Annotated in this window: 21 protein-coding genes; 7 read left to right on the top strand and 14 right to left on the bottom strand. The window is 68.2% G+C overall.

The window, feature by feature from the left end; translation table 11 throughout:
- Window positions 1-51: 51 nt before the first annotated feature.
- The 3 genes from AB0I35_RS21695 to lspA form a co-directional block, all read right to left on the bottom strand.
- Window positions 52-825, bottom strand: a complete 774-nt coding sequence (locus AB0I35_RS21695; protein ID WP_357397967.1) for a hypothetical protein — start codon at window positions 823-825, stop codon at window positions 52-54.
- Complete coding sequence (locus AB0I35_RS21690; protein ID WP_067497526.1) at window positions 818-1,744, bottom strand: RluA family pseudouridine synthase; 927 nt, start codon at window positions 1,742-1,744, stop codon at window positions 818-820. Before AB0I35_RS21690 ends, AB0I35_RS21695 begins: the two co-directional genes overlap by 8 nt.
- Window positions 1,745-1,817: 73 nt before the next feature.
- Window positions 1,818-2,351, bottom strand: a complete 534-nt coding sequence (gene lspA / locus AB0I35_RS21685; protein ID WP_357398117.1) for a signal peptidase II — start codon at window positions 2,349-2,351, stop codon at window positions 1,818-1,820.
- A gap of 164 nt (window positions 2,352-2,515) precedes the next feature.
- Between lspA and AB0I35_RS21680 the strand changes: the two genes are divergently transcribed.
- Together AB0I35_RS21680 and AB0I35_RS21675 are read left to right on the top strand one after the other, a co-directional pair.
- On the top strand, window positions 2,516-3,463 hold the full coding sequence (locus AB0I35_RS21680) for a hypothetical protein (RefSeq protein ID WP_357397965.1): 948 nt from the start codon (window positions 2,516-2,518) through the stop codon (window positions 3,461-3,463).
- Window positions 3,460-4,170, top strand: coding sequence for a hypothetical protein (locus AB0I35_RS21675; RefSeq protein ID WP_357397964.1), 711 nt, complete (start codon window positions 3,460-3,462; stop codon window positions 4,168-4,170). The genes AB0I35_RS21680 and AB0I35_RS21675 overlap by 4 nt, the downstream gene beginning before the upstream one ends.
- A 90-nt stretch (window positions 4,171-4,260) precedes the next feature.
- Here AB0I35_RS21675 and AB0I35_RS21670 read toward each other — a convergent pair whose 3' ends face one another.
- Entirely contained in the window at window positions 4,261-5,109 is an 849-nt protein-coding gene (locus tag AB0I35_RS21670) for a TIGR03619 family F420-dependent LLM class oxidoreductase (protein WP_357397962.1), read from the bottom strand.
- Between the two features lie 116 nt (window positions 5,110-5,225).
- On the opposite strand from AB0I35_RS21670, the gene AB0I35_RS21665 reads away from it, so the two are divergent.
- The gene (locus AB0I35_RS21665; protein ID WP_357397961.1) at window positions 5,226-5,693 is read left to right on the top strand and encodes a VOC family protein; all 468 of its coding nucleotides are present in this window, start codon (window positions 5,226-5,228) and stop codon (window positions 5,691-5,693) included.
- Window positions 5,694-5,733: 40 nt separating this feature from the next.
- Here the strand turns inward: AB0I35_RS21665 and AB0I35_RS21660 are convergent, their stop codons facing one another.
- Window positions 5,734-6,135: a Rieske (2Fe-2S) protein gene (locus AB0I35_RS21660; protein WP_357397960.1), complete on the bottom strand. Its 402-nt coding sequence runs from the start codon at window positions 6,133-6,135 to the stop codon at window positions 5,734-5,736.
- A gap of 335 nt (window positions 6,136-6,470) precedes the next feature.
- On the opposite strand from AB0I35_RS21660, the gene AB0I35_RS21655 reads away from it, so the two are divergent.
- Window positions 6,471-6,629, top strand: a complete 159-nt coding sequence (locus tag AB0I35_RS21655; RefSeq protein ID WP_357397959.1) for a hypothetical protein — start codon at window positions 6,471-6,473, stop codon at window positions 6,627-6,629.
- Between the two features lie 12 nt (window positions 6,630-6,641).
- Here AB0I35_RS21655 and AB0I35_RS21650 read toward each other — a convergent pair whose 3' ends face one another.
- From AB0I35_RS21650 to AB0I35_RS21610, 9 genes are all read right to left on the bottom strand, one after another.
- Complete coding sequence (locus AB0I35_RS21650) at window positions 6,642-7,262, bottom strand: LON peptidase substrate-binding domain-containing protein (protein WP_357398116.1); 621 nt, start codon at window positions 7,260-7,262, stop codon at window positions 6,642-6,644.
- An 89-nt stretch (window positions 7,263-7,351) separates the two neighbouring features.
- Window positions 7,352-9,280: an acetate--CoA ligase gene (gene acs, locus AB0I35_RS21645; RefSeq protein ID WP_357397958.1), complete on the bottom strand. Its 1,929-nt coding sequence runs from the start codon at window positions 9,278-9,280 to the stop codon at window positions 7,352-7,354.
- 76 nt (window positions 9,281-9,356) lie between these two features.
- The gene (locus tag AB0I35_RS21640; protein WP_357397957.1) at window positions 9,357-10,991 is read right to left on the bottom strand and encodes a cation acetate symporter; all 1,635 of its coding nucleotides are present in this window, start codon (window positions 10,989-10,991) and stop codon (window positions 9,357-9,359) included.
- A gap of 70 nt (window positions 10,992-11,061) precedes the next feature.
- Window positions 11,062-11,418: a DUF485 domain-containing protein gene (locus AB0I35_RS21635; RefSeq protein ID WP_357397956.1), complete on the bottom strand. Its 357-nt coding sequence runs from the start codon at window positions 11,416-11,418 to the stop codon at window positions 11,062-11,064.
- 215 nt (window positions 11,419-11,633) lie between these two features.
- Window positions 11,634-13,379, bottom strand: coding sequence for a cation acetate symporter (locus AB0I35_RS21630; RefSeq protein WP_357397955.1), 1,746 nt, complete (start codon window positions 13,377-13,379; stop codon window positions 11,634-11,636).
- 191 nt (window positions 13,380-13,570) lie between these two features.
- The gene (locus AB0I35_RS21625) at window positions 13,571-13,936 is read right to left on the bottom strand and encodes a hypothetical protein (RefSeq protein ID WP_357397954.1); all 366 of its coding nucleotides are present in this window, start codon (window positions 13,934-13,936) and stop codon (window positions 13,571-13,573) included.
- Window positions 13,933-14,724 carry a LytTR family DNA-binding domain-containing protein gene (locus tag AB0I35_RS21620; RefSeq protein ID WP_357397953.1) on the bottom strand — a complete coding sequence of 264 codons (792 nt, stop codon included), beginning with the start codon at window positions 14,722-14,724 and terminating at the stop codon, window positions 13,933-13,935. Before AB0I35_RS21620 ends, AB0I35_RS21625 begins: the two co-directional genes overlap by 4 nt.
- 7 nt (window positions 14,725-14,731) lie before the next feature.
- Window positions 14,732-14,962 (bottom strand): hypothetical protein, encoded by a 231-nt coding sequence (locus AB0I35_RS21615; protein ID WP_357397952.1) that lies wholly within the window; start codon window positions 14,960-14,962, stop codon window positions 14,732-14,734.
- 224 nt (window positions 14,963-15,186) lie between these two features.
- On the bottom strand, window positions 15,187-16,365 hold the full coding sequence (locus AB0I35_RS21610; protein ID WP_357397951.1) for a histidine kinase: 1,179 nt from the start codon (window positions 16,363-16,365) through the stop codon (window positions 15,187-15,189).
- Window positions 16,366-16,719: 354 nt separating this feature from the next.
- Between AB0I35_RS21610 and dnaE the strand changes: the two genes are divergently transcribed.
- From dnaE to treZ, 3 genes are all read left to right on the top strand, one after another.
- Window positions 16,720-20,262, top strand: coding sequence for a DNA polymerase III subunit alpha (dnaE, locus tag AB0I35_RS21605; RefSeq protein ID WP_357397950.1), 3,543 nt, complete (start codon window positions 16,720-16,722; stop codon window positions 20,260-20,262).
- 122 nt (window positions 20,263-20,384) lie between these two features.
- On the top strand, window positions 20,385-22,226 hold the full coding sequence (locus AB0I35_RS21600; RefSeq protein WP_357398115.1) for a hypothetical protein: 1,842 nt from the start codon (window positions 20,385-20,387) through the stop codon (window positions 22,224-22,226).
- A gap of 64 nt (window positions 22,227-22,290) precedes the next feature.
- Window positions 22,291-24,042, top strand: a complete 1,752-nt coding sequence (gene treZ, locus AB0I35_RS21595) for a malto-oligosyltrehalose trehalohydrolase (RefSeq protein ID WP_357397949.1) — start codon at window positions 22,291-22,293, stop codon at window positions 24,040-24,042.
- Window positions 24,043-24,044: the final 2 nt, after the last annotated feature.

Raw genomic sequence — 24,044 nt, 5'->3', positions numbered from 1 at the left:
GAGCCGGGCACTGATCGAGCCAGGCGCTGAGCGGACACAACGCGTGCGTCCCTACTCGGTGGGAACGGGACCGTCGTCGGGGGTGGGGGTGATCGTCCCGGTGTTCTCCGGCAGCAGCGGGCTCACCGCGAAGCGCCCGGCGACGGCGTCGGCCGGAAGCGCTTGCACCGCACGCACTCCCGGTGCGGCGGCGAGATCGCGGAGTTGGGGTAGCGTCCCACGGACGACGATCCCGGCCGTGCAGGCGTAGCCGCCGCGCAGCCGGGAAGCGCTCACCCGCACCACTTCGGCGCTTCGGCCGTCCCGCACCTGCTGCGATTCGAGCAGCCCAGCCGCCGCTTCGCCCGAACGCACGGCGGGTTCGTCGCCCGCGGGCGTAGCGACGGTGACGACCGGGGTCTGCACCCGATCGATCGGCACGTGCTGGATGACCCCGGAGATCCGCAACCCGTCGGCAATGCCCGGAAGCTGTTGTGGCGTCTGGTATTCCGTGAACGACACCAGCGCCCAGCGCGGATCGGCATCGGTGCCGTCGAGGGAGGCTCGAGCGTCGGCGAGGTAGTCGTCGACCTGCTCGCCCTGGGCGGGCCCGAGCCGATCGGTCGCCACGTGACCCGCCGCGTGCGGACGGGTGAACGCCACGATCAGCAGCACTAAGGCCAGCACCGCCGCCGCACCGAGCACCACCTTCGACCGACCCGACAGACCGGTCGAATCGTCCACGCCCGCTACTTCTTCGGGCGGGACAGTCGGCGCGACGAGATCCCCGCGGTCGTCCGGCGCCGTCGTCGACGCCGGATCGGACGACCGCGGGTCGTCAGGCATTGCGTAATACGTCCAGGGCGCCCGCCAGGTCGGCGGGGTACTCGCTGGTGATCTCGAGCCAGCGCCCGTCGGCCGGGTGATGGAAACCCAGCTGGCGCGCGTGCAACCACTGCCGTTCCAGCCCGAGCCGCTTGGCCAGCGTCGGATCGGCGCCGTAGGTGAGATCACCCGCGCAGGGGTGACGGATCGCGGAGAAATGCACGCGGATCTGATGGGTGCGCCCGGTCTCGAGATGCACGTCGAGCAGGCTCGCCGCCTGGAACGCCTCGATAGTGTCGTAGTGAGTGATGCTCGGCCTGCCGTCGCCGGTGACGGCGAACTTCCAGTCGTTGCCGCGCGCACGCCCGATCGGCGCGTCGATGGTGCCGCTGCTCGGATCGGGGTGTCCCTGCACGAGAGCATGGTATTGCTTGTCGACCGTGCGTTCCTTGAAGGCGCGCTTGAGCATCGTGTAGGCGTGTTCGGATTGGGCCACGACCATCACGCCGGAGGTGCCCACATCGAGGCGGTGCACGATGCCCTGCCGTTCGTGCGCGCCGGAGGTGGAGATGCGGTAACCCATCGCGGCCAGTCCACCGACCACGGTCGGGCCGGTCCAGCCGACACCGGAATGCGCGGCGACGCCGATCGGCTTGTCCACCGCGACGATGTCGTCGTCGGCGTAGAGGATCTTCATCCCCTCCACCGGGGCCGCTTCCACGGTCAGTTCACGTTTGGGTTCGGGGAAGATCACTTCCAGCCAGGCGCCCGCGGTGAGCCGGTCGGACTTGCCCGCGGCGACACCGTCGAGCTGCACCGACCCTTCCTCGGCGAGCGCGGCCACCGCCGTGCGCGAGAGGCCGAGCAGCCGCGAAAGCCCCGCGTCCACCCGCATCCCGTCGAGCCCGTCGGGCACGGGCATAGTCCTGGTTTCTCTCATACTGCGTCCTCCTGCGCCTGCCGGAGGGGCGCTCCGTTCTTACGCAGGTCGCCGCCTCCTGGCTTCGACTCGGTCATGCGGTCTTCTCGGTGTGTTTGCGACCGCTGCGGGTGCCGTCCGGTTCGAAGCCGAAGATCGTCAGCGCGACCAGCAGAATCGCCCCGCACACGATGGCCGAGTCGGCCACATTGAACACCGGCCACCAGCCGATCGCGACGAAGTCGACGACATGGCCCTGCAGCGGGCCGGGGGAGCGGAAGATCCGGTCCACCAGGTTGCCCATCGCCCCGCCGAGCACCATGCCGAGCCCGATCGCCCACCACAGCGAACGCAGGGTGCGACCGATGCGGATCACACCGACCACCACGGCGGCCGCGATCAACGTGAGCAGCCAGGTCATGCCGGTCGCCATCGAGAACGCCGCGCCCGGATTGCGCACGAGGTCCAGGCGCGCGAAGTCGCCGATGATCGGCACCGGGTCGTCGGGATCGATGTAGGCGACCGCGAGGCACTTGGTCAGCAGGTCGAGTCCGAACAGCACGGCGGCGATGATCAGCAGCGTTGTCAACCGGCGGCGACCTGGGGTTTCGGGCTTGGTCACCGTGATGGTTTCCGGTGCGTCGGCGGCGTCGCCGGTCGCGGGGACTGCGGCGTTGTCGGTTGACCGGTCTTCACTCACGTGTCCATCATTCCTTAGTCGTTCGCGGAGCCGCGTCGCGGACCGGCCGGAGTCCCAGCAGTTCCTCAGGAAGCGGTCGTACCCTGATCGCTGTGACGGTGTTGTCTAGTTCTCGCTTACCCCGCATCGCGCGCCCCGGGGTGTTTCTGGTGGCGCTCGTGCTCGGGTTCGCGACCTTCGGTGCCGGGTGCGCCGATCGGTCGCCGTCGACCGCCGATTCCGAGGGCCTCGAGCCGCTCGGCATCGGCAAGGAGGTGACCGTGCCGATCACCGCCGCGGTCGCCACCGTCGTCTCCCCGGGCGACGAGCCCCGCAGCCGGCTGCGCCCCCTCTACAGCGTCGGCGCCACGCAGGAGGTGACGTTGCGCACCGACTACCGCATCCAGCAGCAGGTCAACGATCAACCGGTGCGCGACTTCTCGCCCGCCGCGCTCACCATCCCGATGACCGCGCGCGCCGATGTCGACGGCGTGGATCTGACGGTCGGCACCGTCACCACCCCCGACCCGGCGCTGAACAAGGCATTCACCAACGCCGACGGTTCCCAGGCCGGGCTCGCGATGAGTGACCTCGGTGCCATCACCGAACTGCGGATGGCGCCCTCACCCGAGACGCCCAACTCGGCGCGGGCAGCGCTCGAGCAGGCGTTCTATCAGGCGGTGTACCAGTCCGTGGCGTTCCCCGACGAGCCTGTCGGGGTGGGCGCGGTGTGGACCGTGCACCAGCAGATCACCGGCGGAGTCACCCTCGATCAGGTCACCACCGCGACCCTGGTGAGCCGCGACGGCGACCGGCTCACCATCGACCTGCAGGTGAACCAGACCCCCACCGGAAACGTGTGGACGCTACCCAACAACGCGGGCGCCTTGGACATCCAGAACTACGTGATGCAGGGCGCGGGCACGATCACCGTCGATCTCGGTCTGCCGCTGCCTGTTTCCGGTGCCATCGAGGTGGGCGGTCAGCAGACCTATCACGATCCGCGCAGCATGAGCACGCTCGTGCAGACCCAGTCGACCCGCATTTCCTGGACCGAATGATGCGATCGGTCCTGGCCCGCGCGGGCGCGGTCGCTTCGGCCTGCGCGGCGCTGGCAGCGTGCTCGTCGACGTCCGACGACTGCGGTGCGTCGTGTGCGTCGACCTGGCCCTCGCCTGCCGCGGTGGCTCCCGGATCCGGGTCCGTCGTGCGTGATCAGGCGCAGCTGACCGCGGGCCTGCTCGCGGCCGGCGACCTGCCCGGCGACTTCACGGCGGTCCCGCCGCGCAGCGCGGGCGACGACACCGCGGTGCCCGCCGACGCGCCGACCGACCCCGCCGACTGCGGCAGGCTGCTCACACCGATCGCCCAGCAGTGGCCAGGCTCGGCCACCGCCGCCTCGGTCCAGTTCGCCGGACCGAGCTTCGCCACCATCGACATCGACGCCGCGAGCTATCCCGATACCGCCCTCGCCGCCGCGTTCGACTCGCTGCAATCCAGGCCACGGCGCTGCGCCAGCTACACCGGTGACGAGGGGGGCGTGCGCATCGACTACCGGACCGCCCCGCTGGATCAGCCGCCGGTCGGCGACGCGGGGTCGGCGTTCACGTTGACCGCGACGAGCGAGGGCCTGACCCTGACTTCGGCCACCTCACTCGTTCAGGTGGGCAACACTCTGGTCCAGGTGGTCGTGACCGCTCCGGAAGAAGTCGATCCCGGCGTACTGGCCGACCTCACGGCGGCTCAGGTGCGCAAGCTGCGCGGCTGAGCGGCGACCGCCAGCCGAGTCTCCAGGAGCGTTTGAAGGCCGGTCGGCGTCGCAGGTGTGACCGGCGCGGCCGGAGTTGGGCCCCACTCGTCAGCCGAGCAGGCCGAGCTTTCCGCCGAGATGTGCGATGTAGCCGGTCACCTCGGCAGCGTCCCGGTCCGGCAGCCCGAAGACAACCTCCGTGACACCGAGATCGGCCCACCGAGCGAGCTGGTCGGCATTGTGCTTGCCCGCGAGCGCGATCACGCGCGGGCTGCCCTCGCGCTCGGCTTCCTTCCAGACACGCCGCAGCAGTTCGATTTTCGCGCCGAGGTCGTCTTCGGTGGGTGTGGTGATCCAGCCGTCGGCGTGCGCGGCGAGCCAGGTGAAGGTCTTCTCGGTGCCGCCCGCGCCGAGCAGCACCGGAACTCCCGCACGCACCGGCTTCGGCCACGACCAGCTCGGCCCGAACTTCACGAAGTCGCCGTCGAACTCGGCCTCCTCGGTCGACCACAGCGCCCGCATGGCGTCGAGATGTTCGCGCAGCACCGTGCGGCGCTTGTTGGCGGGCACGCCGTGGTGGGCGAGCTCGTCGGTGTTCCAGCCGAAACCGACACCGAGTTCCACCCGGCCGCCGCTGAGGTGGTCGAGCGAGGCGATGGATTTGGCCAGGGTGATCGGGTGATGCTCGGCGGGCAGCGCCACCGCCGTCGACAGCGTGATCCGGCTGGTGACCGCGGCGGCGGTGGCCAGGGCGACCCACGGGTCGAGAGTGCGCAGATAGCGGTCGTCGGGGAGGGAGGAGTCTCCGGTCTGCGGATGCGCCGCGGCCCGGACCACCGGGATATGGGTGTGCTCGGGCACGTAGAAGGCGTCGAATCCCGCCTGCTCGGCGGCCGAGGCCGCGTCGGCGGGCGTAATGCCCCGGTCACTGGTGAACAACACGATCCCGTACCGCACGCCCCGGCCCTCCTGGATAGTCAAAACTGAAACAAGTTCTACCAGGGTTCCGGTGTGGGCGACAGGGGAATAGGCTCGGTGGCATCCGAGCAATACCGTCGACCCGGAGGTATCCGATGTCCGATGTGTCACCTATTCCCGCTGGTTATCCGGCGATCTGTCCCGGCATCGCCTGCGCGGGAGCCGCGGACGCGCTCGCTTTCTACATTTCCGTCCTCGGCGCCACCGAACGCATGCGCATGCCAGGTCCCGACGGCACGATCGTCCACAGCGAACTGCTGATCGGTGATTCCGTCCTGATGGTCGGCGACCCGGTTCCCGACATCGGCTTCGTCGACCCGAAGGCCATCGGCGGCTCGCCGGTGAACCTGATGGTCTACGTCCCCGACGCCGACGCCGTTTTCGCCGCCGCCCTCGACGCGGGCGCCTCGGAGATCACCCCGATGGCCGACCAGTTCTACGGTGACCGCACCGGCTCCTTCGAGGACCCGTGGGGTCACCGCTGGACCGTGGCCACCCACATCGAGGACGTGTCGCCGGAGGAAATGGACCGGCGCATGGCCGAGATGATGAACGCCAGCTGAGCGCACCCGCCGGGCTCCGATCCGGAGCCCGGCGCAACCGCTACCCGGAAACGATCGAATCCCCTTCGACCCGAACCGGTTTCGTAGGCAATGGGTTGCGCGCGGGCCCGCCGCGCACGGCGCCGTCCAGCTCGAACCGGCTCCCGTGACACGGGCACACGATCACCCCGTCCTTCACCGACGACACCTTGCACCCCGCATGCGTGCAGGTCGCCGAAAGCCCGACGAATGCCCCCGCCGTCGGCTGCGTGATCACGGTGTCGCCGACGATCACCCCACCGCCCACCGGCACGTCCCCGGTCTTGGCCAACGCCGTCCCCGGCGCGGCAGGCGCCCCCGTCGACCCCGACCCACCCCCACAAGCAGGCACCACCGCCACCGCGGCCAGCGCCCCGGCCCCTACCACCACACTCCGTCGCCCCACCACAACATCGCCGCTCATCGCCGCCTCCTCCTCGAATACCGAGCGGCCGATTCCGCTCTTCTCTCAGACAACGGCACGAGTTCCCTCCCGGTTCGAAACGACACTCGGGCCAGCTCTTATTGAAGGAGCCCTGGATGGCAGAGCTACTGCGGTGCCACTGGTCGAGTTCGATGGACCGTGGTGGTCTTTCCCGTCGTGACCGGAGCGCGGGGACCCGACGACCTGCCCGCCGTCGCCCCTGTCTCGCTCGTGCTTGCCACGGCCACCCGAAGCTATATCGACGGGCTCACCGAATTCCGGCACCTCGGCCCACCGGATACGCCCGCCGCGATGGACGGAGTGAAATCGACCGCTTGGTCGAGGCGGGCGTCCTCCTCCAGCTCACTGTCGGGCGCCGCAATCGCGCCTTCGAGGCACCCGAGGTGTTCGAGGCCTTCAGCGCGCTCGAACGGTGCCGGGCGAATCCCGAGGGGTCGACCCGTTCGCCGCACCGCCCGGTGCCGCGCACCTGAGTCCGCGCCCCGCTATTGGAGGCGGAACTCGACCATGGCGATGGCGTCGTCGAGAGCCGTCGACAGGTGGTTGAGGCGGGTGTGGGGGTCGGGGGCGGTCAGGGCGGTTTGGCGGTCGGTCAGGGAGATGGGGAGGGCGGCGGCAAGGGCGTAGGAGCGGGTGGTCGGGTCGATGGGGAGCTGGTCGAGGGTGGCCGACGGGGGTGGGTGGCGGATGCCGCTGCGCAGGGCGAGGCGGGTGGTGAGGTCGTGGAGGCGGGTGGCGCGTTCGCGCAAATCGTCCAGGAGGGCGGTGTCGTCGGCGCCGGGTTCGTCGGGCCAGACCGAGGTCTCGGCGCGGGGGTAGGGGTCGTCGGGGAGCCATTGCTGAACGCGCAGGCGTTCGGTGCCGAGGCAGCGCAGCCGGAACCGGTCGCCGGGCAGTTCGGTCACATCGGTGATCTGGGCGAGCACACCCACGTCGGTGCGTACGTCGCCACCGCCGACCTCGCTGCCACGTTCGATCAGCACGACGCCGAACTCCGGTTCGCGACTGCCGTCGAGGCAGTCGCGAACCAGCGTCACATACCGTGGCTCGAAGATCTGCAGGGACAACGGCTCACCGGGCAGCAGCACGGTACCCAGGGGGAACATCGGAATCTCCACGGTCACAGCATGCCCGGTTCGATCGCGCTGTTCGTGCTCGGACTCGCCGGGCGGCCGAGAGCCCTGGTCCCGGGCATTCATGCCTTGGCGATCGCCTCGAAGACGGCGGGGTCGACGAGGGTCGAGGTGTCGCCGAGTTCGCGTCCTTCGGCGACGTCGCGCAGGAGCCGGCGCATGATTTTGCCGCTGCGGGTTTTGGGGAGTTCGGGGACGATGTGGATTTCGCGGGGTTTGGCGATGGGGCTGATCTGTTTGGATACTTCGGCTTTGAGGGTGTCGACGAGGGTGTCGTCGGGTGTGGTGGATCCGGTGAGGATGACGAAGGCGACGATGCCTTGGCCGGTGGTGGGGTCGGTGGCGCCGACGACGGCGGCTTCGGCGACGCTGGGGTGGCCGACGAGGGCGGATTCGACTTCGGCGGTGGAGATGCGGTGGCCGGAGACGTTCATGACGTCGTCGACGCGGCCGAGGACCCAGAGGTCGCCGTCGGTGTCGAGTTTGGCGCCGTCACCGGCGAAGTACCAGCCTTCGGAAGCGAAACGCTGCCAATAGGTTTCGCGGTAGCGGTCCATGTCGTTCCAGATGCCGCGCAGCATGGACGGCCACGGCTTGTCCAGCACGAGCAGGCCCGACGCGTCGGCGCCCAGCGGTGATCCGTCGTCGTCGACGACCTTCGCCGAGATGCCGGGCAGCGCACGCATGGCGGCGCCGGGCTTGGCGTGGGTGACGCCGGGCAGTGGCGAGATCATGATGGCGCCGGTTTCGGTCTGCCACCAGGTGTCCACGATGGGAGTCTCGTTGTCGCCGAACACTTCCCGGTACCAGCGCCAGGCTTCGGGGTTGATCGGTTCGCCGACCGAACCCAGCAGACGCAGTGACGACAGGTCATGGGCGTCGGGGATCTCGCGACCCCACTTCATGAATGTGCGGATCAGCGTGGGCGCCGTGTAATAGATGGTGACACCGTATTTTTCGATGATCTCGAAGTGGCGGTGCTCGTTCGGTGAGTTCGGGGTGCCTTCGTAGACGACCTGGGTGGCGCGGTTGGCCAGCGGTCCGTAGACGATGTAGCTGTGTCCGGTGACCCATCCGATGTCGGCGGTGCACCAGTAGACGTCGTGTCCGGCCTTGTGATCGAAGACGTTGTGGTGGGTGTAGGCGGTTTGGGTGAGGTATCCGCCGCTGGTGTGCAGGATCCCCTTCGGCTTCCCGGTGGTCCCGGAGGTGTAGAGGATGAACAGCGGATGCTCGGCGGGAAAAGCCTGCGCCTCGTGCGACGGCGAAGCGGTGGAAACCGTTTCGTCCCACCACAGATCCCGAACCTCGGTCCACGGCACATCCAACCCGGTCCGCCGCACCACCAGCACATGCTCGACGCTGGTCGGGTCGTCACCGAGCGCCTCGTCCACGGCGTACTTCAGCGGCGCGGGCTTACCTCGCCGCCACTGCCCGTCGGTCGTCACGATCAGCCGCGCTTGCGCGTCGTCGACCCGCTGACGCAGTGCGCTCGGCGAGAACCCGGCGAACACCACCGAATGCGTCAAACCCAGCCGCGCACACGCCAGCATCGCCACGATCGCCTCGGGGACCATCGGCATGTAGATGGCGACCCGGTCACCGGCGACGAGCCCGAGCGCGCTGAAAGTGTTCGCCGCCCGGCACACTTCGTCGAGCAGGTCCTGATAGGTGATCGCCCGCGAATCGCCCGGCTCACCCTCCCACAGGACGGCGACCTGGTCGCCGTGCCCGTCGAGCACATGCCGGTCGAGGCAGTTGTAGGCCACGTTCAGCTCGCCGTCGGCGAACCAGCGTGCCACGGGTGCGTCGGACCAGTCCAGCACCTGGGTGAACGGCGTGTGCCAGTGCAGGCGGCGCGCCTGTTCGGCCCAGAAGCCGTCGCGGTCGGCGTCGGCCCGCTCGTAGAGGTCGGCGGTCGCGTTCGCCTGGGCGGCGAACTCCGCACTCGGTCCGAAGCTGGTCGCGGGATTGGTCACTGCGCCGGTCACAACAATTCTCCTTCGAAACACTCAGGGGTACAGCCCGTTCCGGTGGGGCGAACCACCGGAACGGGCGTGGGGGACATCAGTGCGAGATCGCCTTCTCCGCACCGACGCCGGTCAGGGCACGCACTTCCATCTCTGCGGCCTTGCCGAGGTCGACCTGCTCGCCGCGGCCACCCAGATAGGTGCCGACCACACCGAGCACGAACGCCAGCGGGATGGACACGATGCCCGGGTTGGACAGCGGGAACCAGTGGAAGTCCGTCCCGGTGATCATCGAGGTCTTGGTGCCCGACACGGCGGGCGAGAACACGATGAGCACGATGGTCGAGATCAAGCCGCCGTACATCGACCACAGCGCGCCGGTGGTGTTGAAGCGCTTCCAGAACAGCGAGTACAGGATGGTCGGCAGGTTCGCCGCCGCCGCGACCGCGAAGGCCAGCGCCACCAGGAACGCGATGTTCTGGCCGTTGGCCAGGATGCCGAGCCCGATGGCCAGCACACCGATCACCACCGCGGTGATCCGCGAGACCCGCACCTGCTTGCGCTCGTCGACCTTGCCCTTCTTGATCACGCTGGCGTAGATGTCGTGCGCGAACGACGCCGACGCGGTGATCGTCAGACCGGCGACGACCGCGAGGATGGTCGCGAACGCCACCGCCGAGATCACCCCGAGCAGGATCACGCCGCCGAGCTCGAAGGCCAGCAGCGGTGCCGCCGCGTTCTGCCCACCCGCCGCGGCCAGGATCTTGTCCGGGCCGACGATGGCCGCCGCGCCGTACCCGAGCACCAGGGTGAACAGGTAGAACGCGCCGATCAGACCGATCGCCCACACCACCGAGCGCCGAGCCTCTTTCGCGGTCGGCACCGTGTAGAAGCGCATCAGGACGTGCGGCAGACCGGCGGTGCCGAGCACGAGTGCCAAACCGAGCGACAGGAAGTTCAGCTTCGACATCTCGCTGCCGCCGTACTGGGCGCCGGGGGCGAGCACGTCGCGGCTCGCGACGGCCTTGTTGGCCGACTCGCTCACCGATTCCTGTGCGGCACCGAGGATGTCGGACAGGTTGAACCCGAACTTGGCGAACACCATCACCGTCATCAGCGCGGCACCGGCGATCAGCAGGACCGCCTTGATGATCTGCACCCAGGTGGTGCCCTTCATCCCGCCGACGAGCACATACACGATCATCAACACACCGACGATCGCGATGACCACCGATTGCCCCGCACGCGAGGAGATGTCGAGCAGCAAGGCGACCAGACCGCCCGCGCCCGCCATCTGCGCGAGCAGATAGAACAGCGACACGGTGAGCGTGGTCAGCGCGGCCGCGGTGCGAACCGGGCCTTCCTTCAACCGGAAGCTGAGCACGTCGGCCATCGTGAATTTGCCGGTGTTGCGCAGCATTTCGGCCACCAGCAGCAGCGCGACCAGCCACGCGACGAGGAACCCGATCGAATACAGGAACCCGTCGTAGCCGTAGACGGCGATGGCGCCGGCGATACCGAGGAAGCTGGCCGCCGACAGGTAGTCACCGGCGATGGCGATGCCGTTCTGCGGACCGGAGAACCCGCGACCACCGGTGAAATAGTCCGCGGCACTGGCGTTGTTGCGGCTGGCCCGGATCACCACGATCATGGTGACCACCACGAACAGCCCGAAGATAGCGATATTGGCGACGGGGTTACCCACCGTCGTATCCGCGGCGAGAATGCTCATGCTGTGTCCTTTCGGCATGCTCGGGCGCCCTGCGTGGTTACGCGAGCTGCCGCCTTCGGGCGCTGACCGATCATGCCGCGTCCCCTTCGAGTTCTTCCCGGATGGCCGCGGCCCGCGGATCCAGTTCACGATTGGCGAACCGGACGTACACGCCGGTGATGACGAATGTGGAGACGAACTGCGCGAGGCCGAGCAGCAGTCCGACGTTGATATTGCCGAAGACCGAGGTGGCCATGAAGTCGTGCGCGTAGGCACCGAGCACCACATAGGTCAGGTACCACACCAGGAACAGTGCGGTCATCGGGAAGACGAAGCGGCGCAGCCGGTTCCGCAGATCTTGGAACTGCGGGCTCGCCTGCACGGCGAGGAATTCGTCGGCACTCGGCGGGCGCCGGTCGGGCGCTTCTTCGGTGTCGGTTTCGGTCATGCTGCGTCCTTGATTGCATGCCCGCGAGGCCCTACGTGGTTACGCAGGCTGCCTCCTTCGGGCCTTGACTCGGTCATGCGGTGGGGTCCTAGCGTGAAGGGGGACTTGCTCTGTGATGACGGTAGGACGCACGGCGTTCTGTGGTGTGGGTCACTCGGTGAAGGTGCTCACCTGTGCGGTGAACGGTCGTCGGCGTGCGATGAACGGTCGGCCGGTCAGCGGTCGACCGGGTTGCGGTCCGCGCCCATCCCGAGCCGTTCCGGCGCGTGCATGCGCAGGAAGATGCCCGCGACGACCCGCCCGTCCGGTCGCTTGCCGAGCAGGCTCACCACGATGGTCACCGCGAAGGCCAGCGGCACGCTCACCGCGCCCGGATAGTCGACGATCGCCGTCGCCCAGCCGTTCGCCACGTGCGTGGGTGCACCGCCGAGCACCGCGAGCACGGTCGCCCCGCCCGCGGTGACAGCGCCGACGAGCATCCCGCAGGCCGCGCCGGTGGCGGTGAGCCCACGCCACCAGATGCCGAGTACGAGCAGCGGGCACAGGGTCGAGGCGGCCACCGAGAACGCGAGCGCGACCGTGCGCGACAGGTCGAGCGAGGCGACGGTGAGCGCGAGGGTGAGCGGAACGAGCCCGGCCACCAGCGCCGCCGCCCGGAAGTCGCGGATCCGGCCGCGCAGCACGTCGGTGCTGAGCACCCCGGCAAGACTCACCAGCAACCCCGACGACGTGGACAGGAACGCCGCGATCGCTCCGGCCGCCGCCAGCGCGGTGAGCACTTGGCCACCGAGCCCGCCGAGGACAGCACCGGGCAACAGCACGACCGCCGCGTCGGAGGCTCCGGTGATGAGCAGTTGCGGCACGTACAGCCGGGCAAAGACGCCGAGCAGGATCGGGAACAGATAGAACACGCCGACCAGACCGATCACGGTCAGCGCCGTGCGTCGCGCGGACGGTCCGTCCCGGTTCGTGTAGAAGCGGACGAGCACGTGCGGTAGCCCCATGGTGCCGAGGAATGTCGCCACGATCAGCGAGAACACCTGGTACCGGGGATGATTCCCGCCGAAGCCGCCGCCGGGTTCGACCCAGCCGGTGCCGCCGGACGGTGCGCCGGCGACGACGGGTACCGCCGAACCGGGTGCCAGGAGCAGTTCGGAGCCTTCGGTCAGGGTGTGGTTGCCCGGTGTCAACGTCACCTCGCCTGCGGTGTCCTGCCCGTCGAGGGTGCCGTGCACGGTGACCACTTGGGAAACATCAAGGTGCACAACCACATCCGTGGTGATGTCGACCGTGGTGAGCCGGTCGACCGTCGGCGGGGCCGGGGTGCCGAGCGGGCGTTCGTCGGCGAGGAAATGCAACCCGAGGACTAGGGCGGGGATCGCGACGGCGGTCAGCTTCAGCCAGTACTGGAACGCCTGCACCAGCGTCACCGAACGCATCCCGCCCCCGATCACATTGGCCAGCACGATGGTGCCGACCGCGACCGCGCCCACCCAGGCGGGCACCCCGAGCAGCAGGTGCAGAGTCAGGCCCGCGCCCTGGAACTGGGGGATGAGGTACACCGCGCACACCACGACAACCACCCCGGCGGTTATGCGCCGCAACCGGATCGAGCCGAGCCGGAACTCGGCGAAGTCCGGGACGGTGTAGGCGCCGGAGCGGCGAAGGGGAGCGGCGACGAACATCAGCAGACCCAGGTACCCCGCCGTGAACCCCACCGGATACCACAGTGCGTCGGCGCCGTACTTGGCGATCAAACCCGCGACGCCGAGAAAGGAAGCGGCGGAAAGGTATTCGCCCGAGATCGCGGCCGCGTTCCAGCGTGAACCGACGGTGCGGGAAGCGACAAGGAAGTCCGATGTGGTGCGCGACAGGCGAACCCCGTACAGGCCGATGCCGATCGTTGCCACGGCTGCCAGGAGCAGCGCCGCCACGGTGAGCATCGGAAAGCCCGAGGTCATCGGGGCGCGCTCCGGTGCGAAGCCGCATCCAGCCTCGTGGCCACATCGCCCGCCGTCGCAGTGGATGCCGTGCGGTAGCTCGCAGTGGCATCGGTTAGCTCGTGCAACGGTGACATCGCCGACCGGACGGCCTCGCACGTGGTCCGGCTGCGCGGGCGCGACCTAGACGCCGGTACTCGACCAGGCACAGCTCAGTCACCTGCCAGTTCGAGAAAGTCGTCCTCGTTGCGCTGGGCCAGCCGAACATACACCCGCCCCACCGCGTACAGCAGCGGGAACGCGAGGAGGCCGAGGATCAACCACGGCAGGCGGACGCCGAGAACGGTCGCCGAGGCGATGGCGTCGATCCCGAACAGCAGCGGGAGTGCACCGAATCCGGCGACGACCACGAAACCCAGGCGCAGCGCGAGCCCGAGCTGGGCGCGGATCAGCCCGCCGATCAGCGCCGCACCGAGATCGGTCTGCTCGACCACCTCGGTGCGGGTGCGCACCCGACGCGCACCGCGCCGCTGGGCCAGCACCACCCGTTCGCGCTGTGGTCGTTGCGGGCCGGTCACCGCTGCGACCAGTTCTGCCGGGGCCCGTGCACGAGCCGCTGTTTGAGTTCGCGCACCTGCCGTCTGCTCACGGGCAACTCCACCGCCCCGGACGAACCCTCGGCGCGCAGGCAGACCACCGTGCCGCTTCCCGTGCTGCGCAACCCGGTGACCAGCCGCAACGCCACCAGATACGACCGGTGCACCCGCAGGAAACCCGCACCCTCCCACCGGGATTCGAGGGCGGACAAGGGGATCCGCACCAGATGCGAGCCGGACGTGGTGTGCAGTCGCGCATAGTCGCCATCGGCCTCGACCCAGGAGACATCGGCCCGATGCACGAGCGTGGTCACCCCGCCGAGCTCCACCGGAATCACCTCGCTGGGATGCGTCTGCGCGGGCGGGGTGGCCACCGGCGCCCGCGCCGCCGCGATCCGCCGCACCGCCTCGGCCAGCCGCGCCGCCCGCAACGGTTTGAGCAGGTAATCGACAGCCCCCAGATCGAACGCGGCCACCGCGTGATCGTCGTGCGCGGTCACGAACACCACCGCGGGCGGTTCGGCGAACTCCGACAGAATCCCCGCCAGCTCCATCCCCGTCAGCCCCGGCATGTCGATATCGAGAAACACCGCGTCGACCGGGTGTGCCCGCAACACCCGCAACGCCCCCGTCGCCTCGGACGCCCCGTGCACTTCCCCCACCCCGACCTGCTCGGTGAGCAGATACACCAGCTCGTCGAGCGCGGGCTTCTCGTCGTCGACAGCCAGCACCCGCAGAGCGGTCGAAGTGTCATCAGTGTTCCAGGTCACAGCCAGCTCATCGTAGCGGCTGGGTTTCAGACGCCGACCACATACCGCCGCGCCTGCCCGAGGTCGGTCTCCACATCCCTTCGAGGACGCCCCCGTTGCGCTCGATCGTCCGCGCCGAGTCGACCTCGTCCTCCGCCGACAGTCCGAATCCGTCCTCATGGGTGCCAGGTCCCCACTCGTCGTGGGCATCGAGCCACGCGGTACGCCAACGCACGTCCGGCGCGATCAACTCGGGCATACCGCCAGGTTATCGCGCGGGCGATGCCTGCTGGGGACAGTTTCGTCGAGTGCTTCCGGGCACGATGTGGTGGTGCGACAACCGCTGATCCGATCGGCCACGTAGGTGATTCGCACGGATTACCAGCGGGCTGTCGTTCGCCGCCGCTTCGTCGCGTTGCCGCTCGATAAGCCACTGGCCGACCATCAGGTCGCGTGGGGTGCCGACGACCCGGCCGCGACGAGTCAGGCGCGGATTCCGGGGCGGAACTTGGGGACTCGCATGCTGACCTTCGTGCCTGCGCCCGGTGCGGTTTCGACGACCAATCCGTAGTCGTTGCCGAAGGCGGCGCGGAGGCGGTCGTCGACGTTGGACAGGCCTACGTGGGCGGCTTCGCCGGTGCGGGTGGGGCCGGAGGTGTCGACGGCGTCGAGGGCGCCGGAGCGCAGCAGGTCGGGGTCCATGCCGATGCCGTCGTCCTCGACGCTGATGAGGCAGTCGGTGCCCTCGTCACTGGCGACGATGCTGAGCTGGCCGCCGTGCCTGCCGCCGCCGAGGCCGTGCCGCACCGCGTTCTCGACCAGCGGCTGCAGGGCGAGGAACGGCAGCACCACACCGAGCACCTCCGGGGCGATCCGTAACCGCACGTCGAGCGCGTCGCCGAAACGTGCCTGCTCCAATGCCAGATACCGTTCGATATTGCGCAATTCGTCGGCGAGCACGGTGAATTCGCCCGCCGCCCGGAACGAGTACCGGGTGAAGTCGGCGAATTCGAGGATCAGTTCGCGCGCCCGGTCGGGATCGGTGCGCACGAACGAGGCGATCGTGTTGAGCGCGTTGTAGATGAAATGCGGACTGATCTGCGCGCGCAACGCCCGCACTTCCGCCCGGTCGACCCGCGCCCGCGAGGCATCGAGTTCCGCCAATTCCAGCTGCCCACAGGCGTATCGCGCCACCTCGGCCGCCGCACCGAGCATTCCCGGCCCCGGTTTCCCGGTGATCACCATTCCCAGCGCACCCACTGCCGCCCCCACATCGATCAGCAACGGCTGCGCGATCAACGTGTGCTCGTCACCGTCGACCAGCACCGGCCGCTCCGAAGCGATAGCCCGCCGTGCCGCCGCACCGAACGACCCGAGCATCCCCGTATGCGGCCCGTCCCACGCCAGCAACACCCCCTCCGCATCCGCGACCCCCAACCCCTCCGCCGCCGCCAACGTCCGCAGATGCGGGGCCGCCGCCCGCGCCGACTCCTCGGTCAACCCCCGCCGCAACGGCACCGCCGCCAACGACGCCGTATGCAACGCCTGATGCACCGCTCGCTGCGCGGGAGTCGTCACCACCCGCTGCGTCCGCCGCCAGATCAGCAACACGACCAACGCCATCGCCGCCACCACCGCGACAGCCACCACGAAGGTGGTCATAAGAGTTTCCGGTCTGAGCGCACACGTCGATCATGACGCGGCTTCGCTCGGAGTGGCGCCATCTGAGCGAGGTGGTTGTTCGTCAGCTCGCTTAGCGCTCTCTTCGACGTCCAACACACCGGGTCGCGACTCGCACGCCCCGATTGTGGCGACGGCACAGATTTTCGATACGTTGTCGAGTGGCTCTGGTATAGCGTGCCGCCAAGGCCTTTAGTAGGCCGATCAGTCTCATTGGGACCGATCGGTCTTCTGTGTCGGTGGGTGCTGGAACACTCCGGTGCGACGCCAGTTGCCACATCGGTGGAGTGCTGCATTTGCTCCGCCACAGCTTCAAGTTCAGGGAAGGGACTTGCCTTGTCGTCCGGATCGTTCGTTCACCTGCACAACCACACCGAGTACTCCATGCTCGACGGTGCGGCGAAGATTTCGCCGTTGTTCGCGGAGGCGGAGCGGTTGGGGATGACCGCGGTCGGGATGACCGACCACGGCAACATGTACGGCGCTTCGGAGTTCTACAACTCCGCGAAGAAGGCGGGCATCAAGCCGATCATCGGTATCGAGGCCTATATCGCGCCGGGTTCGCGGTTCGACACCAAGCGTGTGCTGTGGGGCGATCCGTCGCAGAAGAGTGACGACGTCTCCGGTTCCGGTGCCTACACCCATATGACGATGGTCGCCGAGAACGCGACCGGTCTGCGCAACCTGTTCAAGCTGTCGAGCCTGGCCTCCATCGAAGGCCAGCTCGGCAAGTGGGCGCGGATGGACGAGGAGATCATCGCCCAGCACGCCGAGGGCATCATCGCCACCACCGGTTGCCCCTCCGGCGAGGTGCAGACCCGTCTTCGCCTCGGCCATGAGCGCGAAGCCCTCGAGGCCGCCGCGAAGTGGCAGGAGATCTTCGGTAAGGAGAACTTCTTCCTCGAGGTGATGGACCACGGTCTGTCGATCGAGCGTCGTGTGCGTGAGGGCCTGCTCATGGTGAGCAAGCAGCTCGATATCCCCCCGCTGGCCACCAACGACTGCCATTACGTCACCAAGGACCAGTCGACCAATCACGAAGCGCTGCTGTGCATCCAGACCGGCAAGACGCTCTCGGACCCCACCCGCTTCAAATTCGACGGTGACGGCTACTACCTGAAATCAGCCGAGGAGATGCGTGCCATCTGGGACGCCGAAGTCCCCGGCGCCTGCGACAACACCGAACTCATCGGCGAACGGGTCCAGCCCTACGACGAGGTGTGGGAACACCGCGACCGGATGCCGATCTTCCCGGTCCCCGAAGGCCACACCCAGGCCAGCTGGCTGCGCAAGGAAGTCCTCGAAGGCCTGGATCGCCGCTTCCCCGACGGTCCGTCGCGCGAATACCTCGACCGCGCCGACTTCGAGCTCAAAGTCATCTGCGACATGGGCTTCCCCGCCTACTTCCTCGTCGTCGGTGACCTCATCAAGCACGCACTCGAGGTCGGTATCCGCGTCGGCCCCGGCCGTGGATCGGCCGCCGGTTCGCTGGTCGCCTACGCGATGGGCATCACCAATATCGACCCCATCCCGCACGGTCTGCTGTTCGAGCGATTCCTCAACCCCGAGCGTGTGTCGATGCCCGATATCGATATCGACTTCGACGATCGCCGCCGCGGTGAGATGGTCCGCTACGCCACCGAGAAGTGGGGCAGCGACCGGGTGGCCCAGGTCATCACGTTCGGCACCATCAAGACCAAGGCCGCGATCAAGGACTCCGCGCGAGTCCTGTTCGGCCAGCCCGGTTTCGCCATCGCCGACCAGATCTCCAAGGCACTGCCCCCGCCGATCATGGCCAAGGACATCTCGGTCGCCGGCATCACCGATCCCGACCACGAGCGGTACAAGGAAGCCGCCGAGGTCCGCGAACTCATCAGCACCAACCCCGATGTCGCCAAGATCTACGAGACCGCCAAGGGTCTGGAAGGGCTGATCCGCAACGCGGGCGTGCACGCCTGCGCGGTCATCATGTCCTCGGAGCCGCTCACCGACGCCATCCCGGTGTGGAAACGCGCACAGGACGGCGCGATCATCACCGGTTGGGACTACCCGTCGTGCGAGGCCATCGGCCTGCTGAAGATGGACTTCCTCGGCCTGCGCAACCTCACCGTCATCGGTGACGCCCTGGAGAACATCAAGGCCAACCGCGGCATCGACCTCGACATGGACAACCTGCCGCTCGACGACCCGGCCACCTACGAATTGCTCGCCCGCGGCGACACTCTCGGCGTGTTCCAGCTCGACGGCGGCGCCATGCGTGACCTGCTGCGCCGCATGCAGCCCACCGGCTTCGGCGACATCGTCGCGGTGCTCGCGCTCTACCGTCCCGGCCCGATGGGCATGAACGCCCACAACGACTACGCCGACCGCAAGAACGGGCGGCAAGAAGTCAAACCGATCCACCCCGAGCTCGAAGAGCCACTGAAAGACATCCTGGCCGATACCTTCGGCCTGATCGTCTATCAGGAACAGATCATGCAGATCGCGCAGAAGGTGGCCGGGTACTCGCTCGGTCAAGCCGACATCCTGCGCCGCGCCATGGGTAAGAAGAAGCTGTCGGTGCTGGAAGAGGCCTATGCCGGCTTCCGCGAGGGCATGCTCGCCAACGACTTCTCCGAACCGGCCATCAAGGCGCTGTGGGACACGATCCTCCCGTTCGCCGGTTACGCGTTCAACAAGTCGCACGCCGCCGGATACGGCCTCGTTTCCTTCTGGACGGCCTATCTGAAGGCGAACTACCCGGCCGAGTACATGGCCGGTCTGCTCACCTCCGTCGGTGACGACAAGGACAAGGCCGCGGTCTACCTCTCGGACTGCCGCAAGATGGGCATCACGGTGCTGCCGCCCGATGTCAACGAGTCGGAGCAGAACTTCGCCTCGGTGGGCAAGGACATCCGCTTCGGTCTCGGCGCGGTGCGCAATGTCGGCGCCAATGTGGTGTCCTCGATCATCGCCGCCCGCAAGGAGAAGTCGAAGTTCACCGACTTCTCCGATTACCTGAACAAGATCGACGCCACGGCCTGCTCCAAGAAGGTCACCGAATCCCTCATCAAGGCAGGTGCTTTCGACTCGCTCGGGCATCCGCGCAAGGGTCTGATGCTGGTGCATTCCGATGCGATCGATGCGGTGATGTCGACCAAGAAGGCCGAGGCGATCGGCCAGTTCGACCTGTTCGGCGGGATGGACGACGCCGACGAGTCGATGGCGTCGGTGTTCAACGTGAAGGTGCCCGACGACGAATGGGAAACCAAACACAAGCTGGCCCTGGAACGGGAGATGCTCGGCCTGTACGTGTCGGGCCACCCGCTCAACGGTGTCGAACACGTCCTCGCCGCCCAGGTGGACACCCCCATCCCGGCCATCCTGGAAGGTGACGTCAAGGACGGCGCGCAGGTGACCATCGGCGGCATCCTCGCCTCGGTGAACCGCCGCATCAACAAGAACGGCCTGGCCTGGGCATCGGCACAGCTCGAGGACCTCACCGGTGGTGTGGAGGTGCTGTTCTTCCCGCAGTCCTACTCGGTGTACGGCATGGACGTGGTGGAGGACGCCGTCGTGCTGGTGAAAGCACGCGTCTCGGTCCGTGACGATCGCATCTCGCTGATCGCCAACGACCTTGTGGTGCCCGACCTTTCGGCGATCGGCGTGGCCAAGCCGGTGTCGGTGGTCATGACCACCCGTATGTGCACTCCGGAGAAGGTCAAGGAACTCAAGAAGGTCCTCTCGCGTCATCCCGGCACCTCCGATGTGCACATCCGCCACGTCGGCGCCAGGGAGAAGACCACCCTGCTCAAACTCGACGACGCCTGGCGGGTATCACCGTCCTCGGCGCTGATGGGCGACCTGAAAGCACTGCTCGGGCCGGGCTGCCTGGGCTGAAGGACGGCTGTTCGCCCGATCAGGAGACATGCCGAACTTCCGGACGCCGGGTGGTGCCGACACCCAGACCCCGGCGGGGTGATGGCCGGACAGGAGGGGACGGGCTAGCGTCGAGAGGCGTGATGTCTGTGACGCTGCTCGACTCGCCCCTGTCGACCGCATCGTCCGCTCGCCAGATGTGGTCACGGTTGCCTGCACGTGCGGTGATCGGCGTGGCCGCCGCGTTGATCCTCGCCCAGCTGGTTCTGCGGGGCTGGGTGGCGTTCTCCGGCTTCTTCTACTGGGACGATTTCATCCTCATCGGGCAGGTCAGCAGGCACCCCCTGTGGTCGGCGGAGTTGCTGCTGACCAGCCACGACGGGCACGTGATGCCGTTGGCGATCGCGTTGACCTGGCTGGTGACGAAGGTGGCGCCGCTGAGCTGGCCCGTCGCGGCGGCGGTGCTCGTCGGGTTGCAGCTGCTCGCCTCGCTCGCGGTGCTAAGACTGCTCGTCGTGCTGATGGGGTGGCGGGCGCGGCTGCTCGCACCGTTGCTGTTCTACCTGTTCGTGCCCTTGACCGTGCCCGCGTTCGCCTGGTGGGCGGCGGCGGTGAACGCCTTGCCGTTGCAGATCGCGCTGGCCTGGGTGAGTGCGGACGCCGTCCTGCTGGCGCGGACGGGCAGGCGCCGGTACGCGGTATCGGGTGCCCTCGTCGTCGCCGTGGCCTTGCTGTCGTTCGAGAAGTCGATCGTCGTGCTGCCGGTCGCGTGCGCGGTGGTCGCGTTGTCGGCGCATGTCGCGGGCCGATCATGGCGCGACGCGGTCCATCGCGGGGGAGCGCTCTGGGTGGCGGGCGGCGCCGTTCTGCTCGCCTGGGCCGCTGTGTTCCTACTGGTCATCCAGCGCCCCCGCGGCCTGACCGGGCCGGAAGATCCCGGCGCGCTGCTCAGCCGGGCGCTGTCGGACGGACTGGTCCCCGCCTTGTTCGGCGGTCCGTGGCGCTGGGAACGCTGGCAACCGGCCACCCCCTGGGCAGACCCGCCAGGCCTGGCTGTACTCATCTGCTGGGTGCTGCTGGTCCTGTCGGCGGCGTGGACAATTCGCTCCCGGGCGCGGGTGACTTGGGTCTGGCTAGGCGCTGTGGGATACGCCATCGGGACCATCGCTCCGGTGATCGTGCTGCGCGACGGGCCCGGCACCGCCGCCCTGCTGCTCCAGTCCATGCGCTACTTCGCCGACTTCGCCGTGATCGCCACGGTCGCCCTCGCACTGATTCTGCAGGCACGGCGTTGCGCTGCCACGCAGGAGGATTCGTCACTCCACCGTCGCATCCCGAGAGACCTGCCCACCTCGACGCTGTTCGCGATACCAGCCGTCCTGTTCCTGCTGAGCAGCGTCATCTCCACGATCACCTTCACCCAATCGTGGGAACCGAGCCCGGCGCGCACCTACCTCACCGGCGTGCGCGCCGCCCTTCCCGCGGCGACGGACGCCCCACTGCTGCCTCAGGAAGTCCCCTGGAATGTCCTGAACCCGTTGGCTTTTCCCGAGAACATGACCGACCATGTCCTCGCCCCGATCGCGACGCCGACCACGTTCGCCGCAGCCACCCCGACGCTGCGGATGATCACCGACACCGGCGAGATCGTCGACGCGCACGTCTGGTGGAACCGCGCCGTCACTCCGGGGCCGGAGCCACAATGCGGCCACCGAGTGCGCGGCAGCACACCGATCCCCTTGGACGGCCCCATGCAGATCCGCGACTGGACCGCCCAGATCAACTACCTCGCCGACCGCGACGGCCGGATCGCGGTGTCCTTCGAAGGCGACACCGAAACCGTCGCCGACGTGCGAAAGGGCCTGAACACGGTGTACATCCGATTGCTCGGCGGCGGCGACGCGCTGCGCATCCGCCCGCTCGACCCCGAACAATCGCTGTGCGTCGGCGTCGGCCCGGTCGGCGTCGCAGCCTTCCCGCGCTGACCACCGCGACCGCTCGGCAATCGTTGCCCGGGCGTGCCGCGCCCCGCCGTGCGATGCTGACGGTATGAGGCAGTTTCGGGTGTGGGCGCCGGAGGCGAGCGCGATGCGACTGCACCTCGAGGGGGTGGTTCACCCCATGCGCCGCAACGGCGGCGGCTGGTGGTCGGTCCGGGCCGAGGCAGGTCAGGGCGCGGAGTACGGCTTCCTCATCGGCGACGACCCGACGGTGCTGCCCGACCCGCGCTCACCGCGTCAGCCCAACGGCGTCCATGCCCTGTCCGCCGTCCACGACCTCGATCCCGCCGTCTGGACTGATCGGTCCTGGACCGGCAGGCAACTGGCCGGCTCGGTGTTCTACGAACTGCACATCGGCACCTTCACCCCGGAAGGCACCTTCGACGCCGCGATCGAACGCCTCGACCACCTGGTCGAACTCGGCGTCACCACCGTGGAGCTGATGCCGGTGAACGCCTTCGACGGCACCCACAACTGGGGTTACGACGGCGTGCTCTGGTACGCGGTGCAGGAAACCTACGGCGGTCCCGACGGTCTGCAACGTTTCGTCGACGCCTGCCATGGCCGAGGTCTCGCGGTCTGCCTCGACGTGGTGTACAACCATCTCGGCCCCTCCGGCAACTACCTCCCACGCTTCGGGCCCTACCTCACCACCGGCCGAAACACCTGGGGTCAGAGCGTGAACCTGGACGGCCCCGGCTCCGATGCCGTGCGCCGTCACATCGTCGACAACGCCCTGCGCTGGTTGCGCGACTTCCACATAGACGCACTGCGCCTCGACGCCGTCCACGCCCTCGTCGACCACACCGCCACGCACCTGCTCGAAGAACTCGTCGTCGAAACCACCGCGCTCGCATCGCAGCTGGGCCGCCCGCTCACCCTCATCGCCGAAAGCGACCTCAACGACCCACGCCTGATCACCCCGCGCGCGGCAGGCGGCTACGGCCTGACCGGTCAGTGGAACGACGACCTCCACCACGCCGTGCACACCGCCGTCTCCGGCGAAAGACAGGGCTACTACGCCGATTTCGGCTCACTCGCCTGCCTGGCACAGACCCTTACCCACGGATTCTTCCACGCCGCGACCTATTCCAGCTTCCGTGGCCGAACCCACGGCATCCCGATCCGCCGCGACCTGATCCCCGGCAGCGCCCTGCTCGGCTACACCTGCAACCACGATCAGATCGGCAACCGTGCCGTCGGCGACCGCCCCAGCGACTACCTCGCCCCCGGCCAGCTGGCGGTGAAAGCGGCTCTGGTGCTGCTGTCCGCGAGTACGCCGATGCTGTTCATGGGTGAGGAATGGGGCGCGCGCACCCCGTTCCAGTTCTTCACCTCCCACACCGACCCCGTTGTCGGTGCCGCGACCGCCGACGGCCGCCGCGCCGAGTTCGCCGCCCACGGCTGGGCCACCGACGACGTCCCCGATCCCCAGGACCCCGCCACCTTCACCCGCTCGAAACTCGACTGGACCGAACGCGGCCGTGAACCGCACGCCCGGCTACTGGCCTGCTATCGCGCTTTGCTCGCCCTGCGCAAGTCGAGGCCCGAGTTCGGTGATCCCTGGCTGGAACGGGTCTGGGCCGACTACGACGAGAGCGCTCGCTGGTTCGTGCTGCGACGCGGCCGGATCTCGGTGGTGTGCAACCTGTCCGAGGACGAGGCGGTGATCCCGGTGTACGGCCGGGTGCTGCTGGCGTGGGCACCGGCGACAGAAAATGAAGGGGGAACTCTTGTTTCGGGTCACAGTTTCGTCGTACTCGAGGAGGGGGAGGGCGCGGGAACCGTGGTCACCGACTGATC

The organism is Nocardia sp. NPDC050378 (genome assembly GCF_040655675.1).
GTDB lineage: Bacteria > Actinomycetota > Actinomycetes > Mycobacteriales > Mycobacteriaceae > Nocardia > Nocardia coubleae.
The sequence above is the reverse complement of the archived record's forward strand: the minus strand, read 5'-3'. Positions and strand labels throughout refer to the sequence as shown.